This is a genomic window from Actinopolyspora alba, assembly GCF_900112765.1.
GTDB classification, from domain to species: Bacteria; Actinomycetota; Actinomycetes; order Mycobacteriales; family Pseudonocardiaceae; genus Actinopolyspora; species Actinopolyspora alba.
In genome coordinates this window covers 186817-201186 of the sequence record NZ_FOMZ01000004.1, presented here as the reverse complement: position 1 = coordinate 201186, position 14370 = coordinate 186817, and the positions used below count along the sequence as shown (strand labels likewise).

Annotated in this window: 13 protein-coding genes; 6 read left to right on the top strand and 7 right to left on the bottom strand. The window is 67.6% G+C overall.

The window, feature by feature from the left end; translation table 11 throughout:
- Window positions 1-3 precede the first annotated feature (3 nt).
- On the top strand, window positions 4-600 hold the full coding sequence (locus BM150_RS07280) for a DUF2017 family protein (protein WP_483860516.1): 597 nt from the start codon (window positions 4-6) through the stop codon (window positions 598-600).
- Window positions 601-716: 116 nt separating this feature from the next.
- Here BM150_RS07280 and BM150_RS07275 read toward each other — a convergent pair whose 3' ends face one another.
- The gene (locus BM150_RS07275; protein ID WP_245755329.1) at window positions 717-1256 is read right to left on the bottom strand and encodes a nitroreductase family protein; all 540 of its coding nucleotides are present in this window, start codon (window positions 1254-1256) and stop codon (window positions 717-719) included.
- A gap of 115 nt (window positions 1257-1371) precedes the next feature.
- Between BM150_RS07275 and BM150_RS07270 the strand changes: the two genes are divergently transcribed.
- Window positions 1372-1848, top strand: coding sequence for a YbaK/EbsC family protein (locus tag BM150_RS07270; protein WP_092925676.1), 477 nt, complete (start codon window positions 1372-1374; stop codon window positions 1846-1848).
- A 521-nt stretch (window positions 1849-2369) separates the two neighbouring features.
- Here BM150_RS07270 and BM150_RS07265 read toward each other — a convergent pair.
- The 4 genes from BM150_RS07265 to glf all read right to left on the bottom strand — a co-directional run bounded on the left by BM150_RS07265 (window position 2370) and on the right by glf (window position 7568).
- On the bottom strand, window positions 2370-3626 hold the full coding sequence (locus BM150_RS07265) for a decaprenyl-phosphate phosphoribosyltransferase (RefSeq protein ID WP_245755328.1): 1257 nt from the start codon (window positions 3624-3626) through the stop codon (window positions 2370-2372).
- Complete coding sequence (locus BM150_RS07260; RefSeq protein ID WP_217641437.1) at window positions 3619-4209, bottom strand: phosphatase PAP2 family protein; 591 nt, start codon at window positions 4207-4209, stop codon at window positions 3619-3621. Before BM150_RS07260 ends, BM150_RS07265 begins: the two co-directional genes overlap by 8 nt.
- 118 nt (window positions 4210-4327) lie before the next feature.
- A complete protein-coding gene (locus BM150_RS07255) occupies window positions 4328-6247 on the bottom strand; it encodes a glycosyltransferase (RefSeq protein WP_342752549.1) in 1920 nt (639 codons plus the stop codon).
- Window positions 6248-6380: 133 nt separating this feature from the next.
- A complete protein-coding gene (gene glf / locus BM150_RS07250; RefSeq protein ID WP_092925371.1) occupies window positions 6381-7568 on the bottom strand; it encodes a UDP-galactopyranose mutase in 1188 nt (395 codons plus the stop codon).
- Window positions 7569-7973: 405 nt separating this feature from the next.
- Between glf and BM150_RS07245 the strand changes: the two genes are divergently transcribed.
- Window positions 7974-8861 carry a peptidoglycan recognition protein family protein gene (locus BM150_RS07245; RefSeq protein ID WP_245755326.1) on the top strand — a complete coding sequence of 296 codons (888 nt, stop codon included), beginning with the start codon at window positions 7974-7976 and terminating at the stop codon, window positions 8859-8861.
- A gap of 371 nt (window positions 8862-9232) precedes the next feature.
- Here the strand turns inward: BM150_RS07245 and BM150_RS07240 are convergent, their stop codons facing one another.
- On the bottom strand, window positions 9233-10045 hold the full coding sequence (locus BM150_RS07240; RefSeq protein ID WP_092925367.1) for an HAD family hydrolase: 813 nt from the start codon (window positions 10043-10045) through the stop codon (window positions 9233-9235).
- A gap of 123 nt (window positions 10046-10168) precedes the next feature.
- On the opposite strand from BM150_RS07240, the gene BM150_RS07235 reads away from it, so the two are divergent.
- Together BM150_RS07235 and BM150_RS07230 are read left to right on the top strand one after the other, a co-directional pair.
- Window positions 10169-11062: an LLM class flavin-dependent oxidoreductase gene (locus BM150_RS07235; protein WP_092925365.1), complete on the top strand. Its 894-nt coding sequence runs from the start codon at window positions 10169-10171 to the stop codon at window positions 11060-11062.
- 130 nt (window positions 11063-11192) lie between these two features.
- On the top strand, window positions 11193-11837 hold the full coding sequence (locus BM150_RS07230) for an endonuclease (protein ID WP_092925668.1): 645 nt from the start codon (window positions 11193-11195) through the stop codon (window positions 11835-11837).
- Window positions 11838-11928: 91 nt separating this feature from the next.
- Here the strand turns inward: BM150_RS07230 and serS are convergent, their stop codons facing one another.
- On the bottom strand, window positions 11929-13188 hold the full coding sequence (gene serS, locus BM150_RS07225; protein ID WP_092925363.1) for a serine--tRNA ligase: 1260 nt from the start codon (window positions 13186-13188) through the stop codon (window positions 11929-11931).
- 145 nt (window positions 13189-13333) lie between these two features.
- Here serS and BM150_RS07220 point away from each other — a divergent pair, with 145 nt between their 5' ends.
- Complete coding sequence (locus BM150_RS07220) at window positions 13334-14365, top strand: septum formation family protein (protein ID WP_092925361.1); 1032 nt, start codon at window positions 13334-13336, stop codon at window positions 14363-14365.
- Window positions 14366-14370: the final 5 nt, after the last annotated feature.

Genomic DNA, 14370 nt, shown 5'->3' with positions numbered 1-14370 from the left:
GCGATGGGAGACTCGGATATGGCCGTGAAGTGCTCCATTGTGGATAACACGCTGGTCGCTGAGTTCGATTCGACCATGTTCAAGTGGCTACGCGCTTCACTGCCACGATATCGGGAACTCGTCCAGGGAAGGTTGGACGAATACCGCGAATACGACTGGCTGTGTGAGCGGCTCTCGTTGCCGCTGCCGGTCACACCACTGGACTCGACCATGCTCCGCGCGCTGCGCGACAGTTGGTGCGATCCCGTGGACGACGACGCGTTGCGCGGTTGGCTGGAGGCCGATCTGATCAATCGGCTCCGCGAGGACGCCGACGTCGTGTTGCGCACCCTGCCCGCCACGGGCGAGCAGCTGGTGCTGCACAACGCCGAGCAGGTCGAGGCGTGGTTCTGGGTACTGGTGAACATGCGCATCGCCTACGGCGTGGAGCACGGCGTGCTCGGCCCCGGTTGCGCCCCCATCGACGAGCACTTCGACAAGACCGCGGACTGGAGCGATCCGCTCACGCCCGCCCGGTTCGCCGTGTGGTGGATGCAGAATGTCGCGGACGTGCTGCGCAAGGTTTCCGGGCAACCCCTGCCGGAGTACTCCTACTACTGACAGGTACTACCGACAGCGTCCGCGGCCCGGTTCGCGCTGGTGGACCGGTGGCTGTTACGTGATGCGACGCCTGCCGCGTCGGGCCGCTTGAGCGGCGCTCACTCCCCTGACCAGGCTCATTCCCCCGACCAGAGGGTGTCCAACGGCAACCTGCCCCGCGGAATCGCGGACCTGCCGGTAGGCGCGGGCGCGGGCCATCCCAACGCGATCCCGGTACGCACCGACCACGGCTCCTCGAACCCGGCGATCGCGGTGGCCCGCTCGGCGTTGACCGCGGGGAAGAACGTCGCCGGGCAGCAGCCGAGTCCGAACGCGCCCGCCGCCGCGATGAGTGTCTGTGCGAACCTGCCTCCGTCGAACTCGGCGTCCGCCCCGCCGCGATCCAACGCCAGCAGGATCACCACAGGTGCCTGTGCGAGGTGCAGGGCGTAGTCGCCGCAGCGTCCCAGTTCGGCACGGGTGTCCGCGTCGCGAACGGTGTGCACCCGCCACGGTTGACGATTACGCGCGGAACCCGTCCAACGGGCCACCTCGAGTATCCGGCGCAGATCCGTCGCGGTCACCTCGGCATCGGTGAACCAGCGGCTGGCGCGCAACCCGCGCAGCATCTCCAACGACTCCGGGAAAAGGGCACCACGCCCGGGTGATTCGGTCACGATCGAAGTATGGTGCGCTAGGGTGCGAACTGTCGCGAGAGGTCGGCCCAATGCGCCGAAAAACCGTACGGAGGTTCGCCGCGTGCAGTCGGAGACGACCGCGTCCTCGGAGAGCATGCTCCCCGAACGCAGCAAAGAGGTTGCCCGTCGGCTCCGGGCAGTCGGTGTGCCGGGCGAGATCCGGGAAATGCCGGGATCGACCAGGACCGCCGCCGATGCCGCGGCCGCGCTCGGCTGCGAGACGGGCGCTATCGCGGGCAGCCTGGTCTTCCTCTCCGGCGAGGAGCCGGTCCTGGTGCTGACCAGTGGGCGTCACCGGGTGGACACGGAAGCGCTGGCCCTGCGACTGGGTTGGCAACCGCTCATCCGCGCCAAGCCGGAGCGGGTTCGTCGGGCCACCGGTCAGGCGATCGGCGGGGTGGCCCCGCTGGGACATCCCGAAGCGCTGCCGACGGTTGTCGACAGCGCGCTGGCGGACTACGAACGGATCTGGGCCGCGGGTGGCACGCCCCGAACGGTGTTTCCCACCACCCATGACGAGCTGCTGCGGATAACCGACGGCCGATCCCTGCCGGTCGCCTCGGAAGGGTGAACAGTGCCCGCACCGGCCCGCGTCGATTTCTCGCGAAATCGCCGCGCCGGTGGGCGAAGGCCCGGTGCGTACGGCGGTCCGGCCTGGGGTGGCCGTCGATTTCTCGCGAAATCGCCGCCCTCGGCACCGCCGTCGGGAAGTGACCATGCGGGTCGCAGCGCACGTGTCCCCGGTGCTCAACCCCTACCACTCTCGCGATCGGCGCCGCAGCGGGTTCTCGCGTGCGGTTCTCGCGAGGACGCCGGAGACGTTGTGTAGGTCGCTACCCGATGTCGCCGGCCCCGCAGCGAGAGCCGTGCGGCGAGGTTCCGCCACGAAACCAACTACGGCAGCCGAGTCGCGAGGCCGCACCACTCGTCTTCCCACGTGAGCAGCGCGCGTGTCTCCGGTGCGTGAGTCGGATGCATTGCGAGGCCGGGCCGCTCGCCGCGTAGGTCGCTGCTCAAGAGCCGGCCCAACGCCGCAAGGCGCCGACTCACGTGCCGGCTAACCGACCAGACACGCAACTCCCAGAGTGATTCTCAGAGGTAGAAGGCGAGGAAGAGACACCAGGCGAGTATGCCGAACAGTACCAGCAGCACCTTGTCCTTGAGGGCCACTTCCTCCGGCTCACCGGCCACGCCCTTGTCCACGTCCACCGCGTAGCGCAGGATGCCGATCACGAAGGGAATGATCGACACCACTCCCCAGATCGAGTTGTCCTCCTGCCGGATGTCGTAGGCCCACAGGCTGTAGGACATGATCATGATCGCGGCCGAGATGGCCCAGACGAACCGCAGGTACGAGGCGGAGTAGGCCCGCAGCGACTTGCGGATCTTGGCTCCGGTCTCGTTGGCGAGCTTGACCTCCGCGTAGCGCTTGCCCGCCACCATGAACAGCGAACCGAAAGCGACCACGATGTAGAACCACTGGGTGATCTCCAGCCCGGCGGCGGCGCCGCCCGCCACCGCGCGCAGCAGGAAGCCGGAGGCCACTATGCACAGGTCGATCACCGGCTGGTGCTTGAGTCCGAAGCAGTAGCCGAGCTGCACGGCGACGTAGACGGCCATCACCGCCAACAGCCCCATGCTCATCAGGCCGGATATGACCAGCGAGCCGACGAGCAACAACCCGCACACCGCGTAGGCCACCGGCAGCGGAATCAACCCCGCCGCGATCGGCCGGTTTCGCTTGGTCGGGTGCGCCCGGTCGGACTCGACGTCGAGAGCGTCGTTGATGAAGTAGATCCCCGAAGCGGCCATCGAGAAGACCACGAAGGCCACGGCCGCGTCGAGCAGGGTCGGAACCGCCCACAGCTCGCCCGCGCTGAACGGTGCGGCCAGCACCAGGATGTTCTTGACCCACTGTTTCGGCCGCAGCTCCTTGAGCAGTCCGTTGACCAGCCCGGTCGGAGTTCCCGCGGCGGCGATCACCCTCGCGTGGTAGGTATCCGAGGACTTGTCCTGGTGCGATCCCGGGGCGGTCGTTGCCCCGCCCGAGTCCGTGGTCGCCGTGTCTCCGATGAACCGGTCCTCCAACGCACCGGCCTCACCGCCCGCCTCCGAGCCGATCAGTCCTTCGGAGTCGTCCCGCACGGCCTCCTCGGTATCCGCGGAGTCCACCTCGGCGGCCGAGGGCTCGGCGTCACGTTCGGCCTCGGCTTCCCATTCGGTGGTGGCGGTGTCGACGCCGCCACCGGAAGCGGGGGTCGTCGCCGACCGTTCGGACCGCTGTCCGTCGTTGGTTCCCGGAGTGCTCTCCTCCTGGGACCGTGAATCGACCTCGTTCCTGTCAGACACGGTTCCTCCGCCGCTCGACGTATCGACGTACGCCCAGTGCGACCGCACCACCGAGCCCCGAGCCGACGAGCACGTCACTCGGATAGTGAACACCGAGCACCAGGCGGCTGACCATCATCGGCGGCACCACCACCGGTCCCAGCCCGCCGCGTCCGAGCAACCTGCCGTAGAGAATCGCGGCCGTGGTCGTCGAAGTGGCGTGCGAGGAGGGGAAACTCAACCGGCTGGGGGTGTCGACCAGCACCCGGATACCCGGGTCACTGGGGCGTCTGCGCCGCACAAGGCGCTTGACCGCGATCGAGGCGCCGTGCGAAGCGGCGACACCGGCGGCCGCCAACACCCACTCACGACGACGTCGGCGGTCGGTGATCGCCCCGACCGCCCCGACCGCAAGCCAGCCGAGTGCGTGGTCACCGAATTTGGACATGCCCTTCGCGAGGGTAACTACCGGCTGTACTGCCAGCACGCTCTGAACCCGACGCACCGCGGTGGTCTCGGCCGTGACCGCAGCGGGCGGTTTCTCCTCCGTGGCCTGCTCCGGCTCGATCGGCTCGGTTGCCACGGTGGTCAGCTCTCCGTCCACTTCGTCTCCGGCTCCCTCTCCTGCCGAGGTGCGTCCACGCCGGGTGCCCGTCCGGGACCGGTGTTCCGGTCCCGGATCCGCGCACCCGGCAGTGCCCGACGCTCGGGTTCACTTCGAATCACTCGTACATCCGCTTCCAGGACTCCGGACTGGTCAGTTCCGGCAGCGCCTGGCGGTAAGCGTCACGCAGCCGGGGCCACTCACTGACGAGCTTGCGGTAGTCGGCCAGAGCCCGCCTGCCGAGCCTGCGGAACTCGTCCGGGTCGCGTCGCCGGAACACGGTACCGCTCCCGTCCGCGGTGGATACGGTGGCACTGTCCAGCGCGCCGAGCAGGAACCAGAGCGCGTTCGAGGACGGGATGTTCAGCTGCGGCCGTTGCTTGGCGTTCGGATCGGGGGCCTTGAGGTTGTGCAGCAACGCCTGGGAGGCACGCTTGGCTATCCGCACCGGGTGTACCGGCGGATCCAACAGCGCTTCGGCCATGGCGGGATTGGCGGAGGGAGTCGGTAGTTCCCGGGCGGAGGAGTAGGTCTGCGCGTCGGAGTAGTGCTCACGCAGCTTGCGGACCTCCGGTAAGGCGGTTCGCAGGCTGTCGAAGAGCCCCTCGGGCCCGGCCAGGAAGTCCTCGACGGCCTTGAGCTGCACCGCGACCGTGGAGTACTCCATGGAGAACAGGTGTCGCAGCGTGAGCTTCAGGCTCTGCTTGACCAGGTTCTTGCGCACGTCGTCCGGGCTGTGCAGCGCGGCGAGGATGAGCCTGTTGCGGGTGTGGAAGTAGGCCGTCCAGTCCGTCGCGTCGTTCTTGTCCGTCCAGGGCATGTGCCAGACGGCGGCCCCGGGCAGCGAGACGGTCGGATAGCCGCGTTCGCCCGCGCGCAGGTGATACTCGGCGTCGTCCCACTTGAGGAAGAGCGGCAGTGGCAGACCCGTCCGCTCGATGACTTCCCTCGGGAACAGGCACATCCACCACCCGTTGTAGGTGGAATGGATGAGCTTGTGCAGCTTCTTGCTCTTGCGCAGCGGGTACTGGGCGAAGTCGTGGTCGGTGGCGGCTCCGGGTGCGGCACGCCACATCGCGGCACCGAGATCGACGACCTCACCCATCGTGTGCAGCCGTGACCTGGCCTGGAGATTGAGCATGTGCCCGCCGACCACCACAGGCTGCACCGACGCACGCGCGAAGGCGTTGGAGCGCAGGACACCGTCGGGTTCCATCGCGATGTCGTCGTCGAACAGCATCACTTGTTCGGCGTCGGAGTTGTAAATCCCCTCGTACATCACGCGGGTGAACCCGCCGGAACCACCGAGGTTGGGCTGTTCGATGACGTGGAGCTTGTCGCCGATCCGACGAGCGGCCTCGTCGAAGCCCTCGGTCTCGCGGATCTTCTGCGCCCCCTGATCGGCCACCACCACACGTTCGACGAGATCGAGGACCTGCGAGTCCTCGCCCAGCGTCTGCAGTGTCTGCACGCAGTCCTCCGGGCGCATGGTGGTCGTACCCACCACCACCCGCTGCTTCGGCAGTTTGAGGTCGGTGGTCCAAGCCGCTTCGTCCAGCTCGATGTCACCCTCGTTGGTGAACAGGTCGAACCAGATCCAGCCGCCGTCCTCGAAGGGCTTGAGCGAGATGCGGAACTCCAGCCGGCGCCAGGACTTCGGACTGGATACGGCCGTTCCCTCCAGGTGCACGATGTCGCCGTTCGGCTTGGAGCGGTAAACGTCCAGCCTGCCCGAGCCACGAACCTTGAGCCGCAGCACGACCTCGTTCAGCTTCGTCCAGCGCTTCCAGTAACTGGCGGGGAACGCGTTGAAGTACGAGGCGAACGAGATGTTGGTGTGTACCGGAACACGCAGCGATCGGCGGGACAACACGGTGGCGTGCTGCGAAGCGGCTTCCGGCTCGTCGAGGTAGAGCGGACGGGCGTCCATCGGGTCCTCCGGGCGGGGGAGCAACACCCGCTGCAGCACCTGTTCCGCCCCGATCCGCTTGCCGCCGGTACGGACCGTGGCCGAGTCGGCGAGTTTGCTCTCACCCACGGCCTGTGCGGAGTCACTCTCCGTCCCGGAAGCCGTCGTGTCCTGTTCCGAGGAGTCCCGCTCCGCGGCGTCCTGCTCCAACTGATCCGACTCGGCCAGGTCAGGCTCGGTCGGAGAAGTCCGGTCAGTCACGTCAGTCCTCCATCGAGCCGTCCAGCGAGCGGCCCTCGGTGAAGTAGGGGTAAACCTTGTTGTCGAACATGCTCAGCGCGGATCCGATGGCCATGTGCATGTCCAGGTACTTGTAAGTGCCCAACCTGCCGCCGAAGAGCACCTTGCGCTCCTTCGCCTCCCGTTTGGCCAAATCACGGTAGGCTTCCAGCTTCGCCCGGTCCTCGGCCGTGTTGATCGGGTAGTAGGGCTCGTCACCACTCTCCGCGAAACGCGAGTACTCCCGAACGATCACGGTCTTGTCATTGGGATAGTAATCGCGCTCCGGATGGAAGTGCCGGAATTCGTGGATCCGCGTGTAAGGGATCTCCTCGTCGGCGTAGTTCAACACCGGCGTGCCCTGGAAGTCACCCGTTCGTACGACCTCGGTCTCGAAATCGAGGGTTCGCCAGCCGAGCTCACCCTCGGAGTAGTCGAAGTAACCGTCCAGCGGACCGGTGTAGACGACCGGGACGTCGGGCAACTGGTCGCGCACGTCGAAGTAGTCGGTCTCCAGCCGCACCTCGATGTTGGGATGGTCGGCCATCCGACGCAGCCAGGCGGTGTAACCGTCCACCGGCAGGCCTTCGTAGGTGTCGCTGAAGTAGCGATTGTTGAAGTTGTAGCGCACCGGCAGTCGAGTGATGTTGGCAGCGGGCAGTTCCTTGGGATCGGTCTGCCACTGCTTGGCGGTGTAACCGCGCACGAACGCCTCGTAGAGCGGACGACCGATCAGCGAGATCGCCTTCTCCTCGAGATTCTTGGCGTCGGCGGTCTCGATCTCGGCAGCCTGCTCCGCGACCAGCGCCTTCGCCTCGTCGGGCGTGAAGGCACGTCCGAAGAACTGGCAGATCAGCCCGAGGTTCATCGGGAAGGAGTAGATCTGTCCCTGATACCGGGTGAAGACCCGGTGTTGGTAGTCGGTGAAGTCGGTGAAGCGGTTGACGTAGTCCCACACGCGCTTGTTCGAGGTGTGGAACAGATGCGCACCGTAACGATGCACCTCGATGCCGGTTTCCGGCTCGGCCTCGGAGTAGGCGTTACCACCTATGTGGTGCCTTCGCTCCAGCAGCAGTACTCGCTTGTCCAACTGGGTGGCGGCGCGTTCAGCGATCGTAAGTCCGAAAAATCCGGAACCTACGATTATCAGGTCATAACCTCCGAAGCTCACAGCCGCGAGGGTAGCGTTAGACCGATCGGGTGCCGAAACCGCGTGCCATCAGCGACTGATCGTGTCGGTTTCGCGATCGTGGTTTCGGATAACGAGGCTTCGACGGGCGCGTGAAGTTATCGGGTCGCATACTGCCCCGCGAAGGTGTGAACAACTCACATCGAAAACCACCCTCCGGGGCTCCCGGCAATGTGAGCGAGGCGACCTATGCTCCGCGGCTTAATCGTCGGAACCATCGCACTGGCCACGACCACACTGCTGACCACCGGCGCAGCCGGTTCGACCACGGAACGATCGAGTCCGACTCGCGGGGAAACCACGGCGGTGCACCGATCGCTGTCCGATGCACCGGGAACACGGAGCTCACCGGGCGTACGCACGGTGCGGACCCGAAAGCGGTTCAGCATGGTCGCTGTCACCTGGGACGGGAGAGCCCCGGACCGAACAGCGGCACAGTACCGGCAGGACGGGCGCTGGAGCTCCTGGCACGAGCTGTCGCCGCTGGGCTCCTCCGGACACGGCGGCACCGATGTGTCCGGCGCGGCGGGCGCGAGCGGTGCCTGGTGGACCGGGCCGAGCTCCCGCATCCGGATACGCGCGGTTCGGGCGGGCGAGTACGTGACCGGGGAGCTGGAACTGATCGCGATCACGCCGGGCACGGAGCCGGTGCGTTCGGAAATCGAGCGGCGGAGCGCACGGCCGCCGGTGGTGACCCGAGCGGAGTGGGGCGCCGACGAGAGCCTGATGCGCTGGCCACCGGAGTACTCGGCCACCACGCGGGCGGCGATCGTGCATCACACCGTGGAGACGAACGACTACACCTGCGCGCGCTCCGCCGAGGTGGTCCGGGGGCTGTATCACTACCACGCCGTGGAACTCGGGTGGGGCGACATCGGCTACCACGCGCTGGTGGACAAGTGCGGCACGATCTTCGCCGGACGTACCGACGGACTGCGACGCCACGTCGTGGGTGGCCACACCAAGGGATTCAACGGTCAGACCTTCGGGGTGGCGCTGATCGGCAACTTCGAGACCGCCTATCCGACCGAGAGCGCGCTGCGTTCGACCGGACGGATCGCGGGCTGGAAGCTCGGCACCGTCGGCCGTGATCCGCTGGGGCAGACCACGCTGGTTTCCGGGGGAGGCAAGGGGAACAAGTATCCCGAGGGCACCTCGGTCACGTTGCCCAGGATTTTCACCCACCGCGACGTCGGCGAGACCGCCTGCCCCGGCGACAACGTCTACGCCCGGATGGACACCATCAGACAGGAATCAGTAGCCGCTGCCACTTGACAAGCGGTGCGGGGGCGGCAATTTCTCGCGAAATTGACGCCCCGGTACCCCGGTGCCCCGGTGCGGCCCCAGTTGGCGGCAATTTCTCGCGAAATCGCCGCGCCACTGGGCAAGGGCCCCGGTGCGTACGGCGGTCCGGCTTGGGGCGGCCGTCGATTTCCCACGAAATCGCCGGGCTGTGGGACGGCACGGGCCGCGCTCCGACCGTTCTCGCCATCGGCGCCGCAGCGGGTTCTCGCGTGCGGCTCTCGCGAGGACGGCCCCGACGTCGTGTAGGTCGCTACCCGATGTCGGGGCACCCGCGGCGAGAGCCGTGCGAGAGGCTCCGCCACCCGCACCGCCACGCAAACCGAGCCGCCGACAGCAGGAGTTCACCACCAGCGTTCGAGCACGGTTGCCACCCCGTCGTGGGTGTTGCTCGTGGTCACCTCGTCGGCGACCTGGCGAACATCGGGGTGCGCGTTGCCGACCGCCACGCCGTGCCCAGCCCACTCCAGCATGGGGATGTCGTTGGGCATGTCGCCGAACGCGATGACGTCGCGGGGATCAGCCGCCAGCTGCTCGGCCACTCGCGCGAGTCCCGCCGCCTTGTTCACGCCCGGCGCGGACAGCTCCAGCAGCCCGGCGCCGGTGGAGTAGGTGACCCCCAGCCGTCCCCCGATCAGTTCCTCCGCGACGGGCGCCATCTCGGCGCTGGTCATCCGCTCGTGCATGACCAGCAGCTTCACCACCGGCACACCGACCAGTTCGTCCCGCGCGGCGATGCGCAGGTCCGGGTTGGGCCAGCAGCGGTGGAACGCGGACTCGGCGATGAACTGCTGGTCCAACCGGTCGTGCGCGCCGCTGGTGGAACGCTCCACCCCGAAGGAACAACCCGGTAAGGCGTCGCGCAGCTCGCCGGTCACCTCCCGCAGGGTCGTCGGTTCGATCGCCGTGCTGTGCAGCACCCGGTCCGCCGCCGCGTCGTAGAGCACCGCCCCGTTGGAGCACACCACCGTCCCGGCCACGCCGAGACCCGCGACGATTCGCGGGATCCAGCGAGGTGGACGGCCGGTGACCAGCACGAACGGAGTTCCGGAGTCATGAACGCCGCGCGCGCCGCGCGCGGTGCGTTCGCTGACCCGCTCCGCGGGATCCAGCAGGGTTCCGTCGACGTCGGAAGCGACAAGGGATGGTCTGCGCACCAGACCATTCTGCCGTGCCGAGCCGGTTATCGGGACGCGATGCGCACCACTTTCATGGCACATGCCGCCTACGCCGTGCCTACCTCTCGTAGCGGAGCGGCATGAACGTATACGGTCACGAGTGTGCGCGTTGGGATAGTGATTCTGCCCGAACACCGTTGGTGGGCCGCGGAGCCGCTCTGGCGTATGGCGGAGGAGTACGGCTTCGACCACGCCTGGACCTACGATCACGTGGGTTGGAGATCGTTGGTGGACAAACCGTGGTTCGACGCGGTTCCCACCCTCACGGCGGCGGCCACCGTGACTTCCCGGATCAAGCTGGGCACGCTGGTGAGCTCCCCCAATTTCCGACACCCGGTGCATTTCGCCCGCGAGGTGACCGCGCTGGACGATGTCAGCGACGGCCGCTTCCTGCTCGGCCTCGGTTCGGGAAGCAGCGGTTTCGACGAGCGGGTGTTCGGAACCGAGCCCTTGTCCATCTCCGACCGGGTCGAGCGTTTCGGGGAATTCACCGAGCTGCTGGACTCGATCCTGACCAACGACAACGTCAGTTCCGACGGCAAGTACTACTCGGCGGTGGAGGCGCGCCGCTCCCCCGGCTGCGTCCAGACACCGCGTGTCCCGTTCGTGGTGGCCGCGGAGGGACCCCGCGCGATGCGCCTCGCCGCGCGGTTCGGCAACGGTTGGGTGACGAACGGCCGCGGGTCGGGCGCGGAAGTGACCGGTGACGAGGCGTGGTGGCGTTCGCTGCGGGACAACACGGAACGTTTCGAGGAAGTACTGCGGGAGCGGGGGCGCGTGCCGGGAAGGGTGCCGCGCTACCTGAACGCCGACGCCGGCTCGGTCTACTCGCTCAGCAGCGTCGAGCGCTTCAGGGACGTGCTGGGCAGAGCGGGCGAACTGGGATTCACCGACGTGATCGTGCACTGGCCCCGGACGGAGGCACCGTTCGCGGGGCAGGAATCGGTACTGGAGGAGATCGCATCGGAGGTGCTGCCCGGTTTGAAGGAGCACTGACCCGCTGCCGTGCGAACCGCTGCCCGCGACGCGGAACAACGCGGAATACCGACGGCTCGTGCCGGGTATTCACCGGGCGGAACGCGAAACGCTCGGAAGTGACGACCTCGCCGTCGGGAGATCCCGGCCCATGACGACACGAACCACGGCCCGCCGCCTGTTGGACGTGGCGGGCACGACCTATGCCGCGCAGGCGGACATCACGCTGCGGAACCGACCGGAACCGCTGTACCGGCTGCTGGTGCTGTCGGTGCTGCTGTCCACCCGGATCAAGGCCGAGATCGCGGTGGCCGCCAACCGCGAGCTCGCCGAGTTCGACACGCCCGAACGGATGCTGCGCGCCACCTGGCAGCAGCGGGTGGACGCGCTGGGACGTGGACACTACGTCCGCTATGACGAGAGCACCGCCACCGCCCTCGGCCAGGGAGCGGAACTGCTGCGGGACGAGTACGCGGGCGATCCGCGCAACGTGCGCGCGGAGGCGGACGGGGACGCCGACGCGCTGCGGAAATCGCTGCGACGGATCCCGAAGCTGGGTCCGGTGGGGGCCGACATCTTCTGCCGCGAGGCACAGGCGGTGTGGCCGGAGCTGCGCCCCTACTTCGACAAGAAGGCCCTGACCGGCGCGCAGCGGGTCGGCCTGCCGGGAGGTGCCGAGGAACTCGCCGAACTCGTCGACGAGGCGGATCTGGCCCGGCTGGCCGCGGCCTGCGTACGCGTGACGCTGGAGAAGGGAACGGCGGAACGGGTCACGCAACCCGCCGCCACCGGGTGAGGACAGGAGATCGAACTCGGCCTGCCCGAGTTTTCCCCGGCCGGAACCTCCCGCCCGCTCTCGCGGCGGGAGGTCCGGAACCGGGTGGCGACTACGGGGTCAGGACCTCGGTACCGCCCATGAAGGGGCGCAGCCCCTCCGGAACCCGAACCGAGCCGTCGGACAGCTGGTGGTTCTCCAGGATGGCCACGATCCAGCGGGTGGTGGCGAGTGTCCCGTTGAGCGTGGCCGCGATCCGGTTCGCCCCGTCCGCGTCGCGGTAGCGGACGTTCAGCCGCCGTGCCTGGAACGTGGTGCAGTTGGAGGTGGAGGTGAGTTCGCGGTACTCCCCCTGGCTGGGGATCCACGCCTCGCAGTCGAACTTGCGGGCGGCGCTGTCACCGAGGTCGCCGGCGGCGGTGTCGATCACCCGGTAGGACAGTTCGAGCTTGCCCAGCATCTCCTCCTCCAGCGCCAGCAGCCGCTCGTGCTCCTCGCGGGCCTGCTCCGGTGGGCAGTAGGAGAACATCTCCAGCTTGTTGAACTGGTGCACCCGGATGATGCCGCGGGTGTCCTTCCCGTAGGAACCCGCTTCCCTGCGGAAGCAGGTGGACCAACCGGCGTAGCGACGCGGACCCGCGGTGAAGTCGAGGATCTCGCCCTGGTGGTAGCCGGCCAGCGGGACCTCGGAGGTACCGACCAGGTACAGGTCGTCCTGCTCCAGCCGGTAGACCTCGTCGGAGTGCGCCCCCAGGAAACCGGTTCCCTCCATGACCTCGGGGCGAACCAGCACCGGCGGCACGGTCAGCGTGAAACCGGCCGCGGTCGCACTGGCCGCGGCCATGTTGAGCAGCGCCAGTTCGAGCTGGGCCCCCACACCGGTGAGGAAGTAGAACCGCGCCCCGGAGACCTTGGCCCCGCGCTCCATGTCCAACGCGCCCAGCGAGGTCCCCAGTTCGAGGTGATCGGCGATCCCGAAGTCGAACTCGGGGGGCGTACCGACGTGCTTGAGCACGACGTAGTCCTGCTCGCCCCCGTGCGGGGTCTCGGGTTCGATGATGTTGGAAACGGCCCGCTGCGCCCGTTCCAGTTCGGCGTCGGCGGCGGTCTGCTCGGCCTCGGCCTCCTTGACCCTGTTGGCGAGCTCCTTGGCCTCGGCGAGCAGGCGATCGCGTTGCTCGCCCGACGCCTTGCCGACTTCCTTGCCCATCCGCTTCTGCTCGGCACGCAGCTCGTCGGCGCCGGCCACCGCTGACCTGCGCCGCTCGTCGGCGGCGAGCAGTGCATCCACCAGAGCGGAGTCCTCCCCACGGGCGCGCTGCGAAGCGCGCACGGCGTCGGGATCCTCGCGCAGCGTCTTCAGGTCGATCACGGCAGGTCAGCCTAGCTTGTAGCGGCCGGTGTCCCCCAGCCTGGGTGGCCCCGCGCGCCCACGGGCGTGCTCCGCACCCCCCTCAGGAGCGAAACACACCGTGCTGTGCGCGTTCCGATGTCGAGCCAGGCAATATGGAGGAGTGATGGCCGAGCCCCCCGAATCACCGTCGGAGCAGAACTCCGGCGACAACAACTCCTCCCGTGGCGACCGGAGCCGGCAGGGAGCCGCGAACGCACGACTGGTGATGATCATGGCCGTTATCGGCGCCCTGCTGGTGTTCACGGTAGCGGCGCTGCTGAACTGGCCCTCCGCCGAGAACCCGCCCCCCGGATTGGCGCAGAAGCCCACCACGACGGCTCCTCCCCCCGACTTCGAGGCACCGGCCGGGACCTGCCTGAACTGGACCCAGGACGACGCCAGCGACATCAGCGAAGTCCCCTGCTCCGAACCGCACCTGTTCGAGATGACCGGGACCACCGAGGTGTGGGCGCGGTTCGGTCCCGACGCCGAGTTCCCCAGCACCGAGGTGTTCAACGAGATCAAGACCAAACGTTGCGCCGACGTGGCACGGCAGTACCTGCGGAACGGCTTCGACCCGAACGGCCGTTACGAGGTCAGCGCCTTCCTGCCGAGCAAGCAGAGCTGGAACAGCGGTGACCGCACGCTGCACTGCGCGCTGCAGCAACCGGGACCTGCAGGCCAGTTGTACCGCTTCACCGGCAAGGTCGACTCCCTCGACCAGTCCGACATCTACGACGTGGGCACCTGCCTGGGAATCAGCGGTTCCTCGGTGTCCTCCCCCGTCGAGTGCTCGAAACCGCACTCGGTGGAGATGACCGGTGTCGCCGATCTGAGCCAGAAGTTCAAGGACGGCCGTCCCGCCACCGAAAAGCAGGACGAGTTCCTGCTCACGACATGTCAGAAACAGCTGGCCGACTACGCGGGCGGCAAGAACGTGGCCGAGGACAAGGGATTGTCGCTCTACTGGGACAACATCTCGAAGCAGAGCTGGCAGGCCGGATCGCGCAAGGTCAACTGCAAGGTCGCGGCCACACTCGACGACGGTGGGTTCGCCCCGGTGACTGGCAGTGTCACCGGCGAGATCTCCATCAGTGACCAGCCCGCCCCCGAGAAGACGCCACAACCGGGAGTTCCCGCCGACGGCCAGAGGTGAACGAG

Bases quoted from the DNA above. Each gene is read 5' to 3' on its own strand.
- BM150_RS07280 (WP_483860516.1), top strand. From the start codon at position 4: ATGGGAGACTCGGATATGGCCGTGAAGTGCTCCATTGTGGATAACACG.
- BM150_RS07230 (WP_092925668.1), top strand. From the start codon at position 11,193: ATGACGACACGAACCACGGCCCGCCGCCTGTTGGACGTGGCGGGCACG.
- BM150_RS07245 (WP_245755326.1), top strand. From the start codon at position 7,974: ATGGTCGCTGTCACCTGGGACGGGAGAGCCCCGGACCGAACAGCGGCA.
- BM150_RS07220 (WP_092925361.1), top strand. From the start codon at position 13,334: ATGGCCGAGCCCCCCGAATCACCGTCGGAGCAGAACTCCGGCGACAAC.
- BM150_RS07270 (WP_092925676.1), top strand. From the start codon at position 1,372: ATGCTCCCCGAACGCAGCAAAGAGGTTGCCCGTCGGCTCCGGGCAGTC.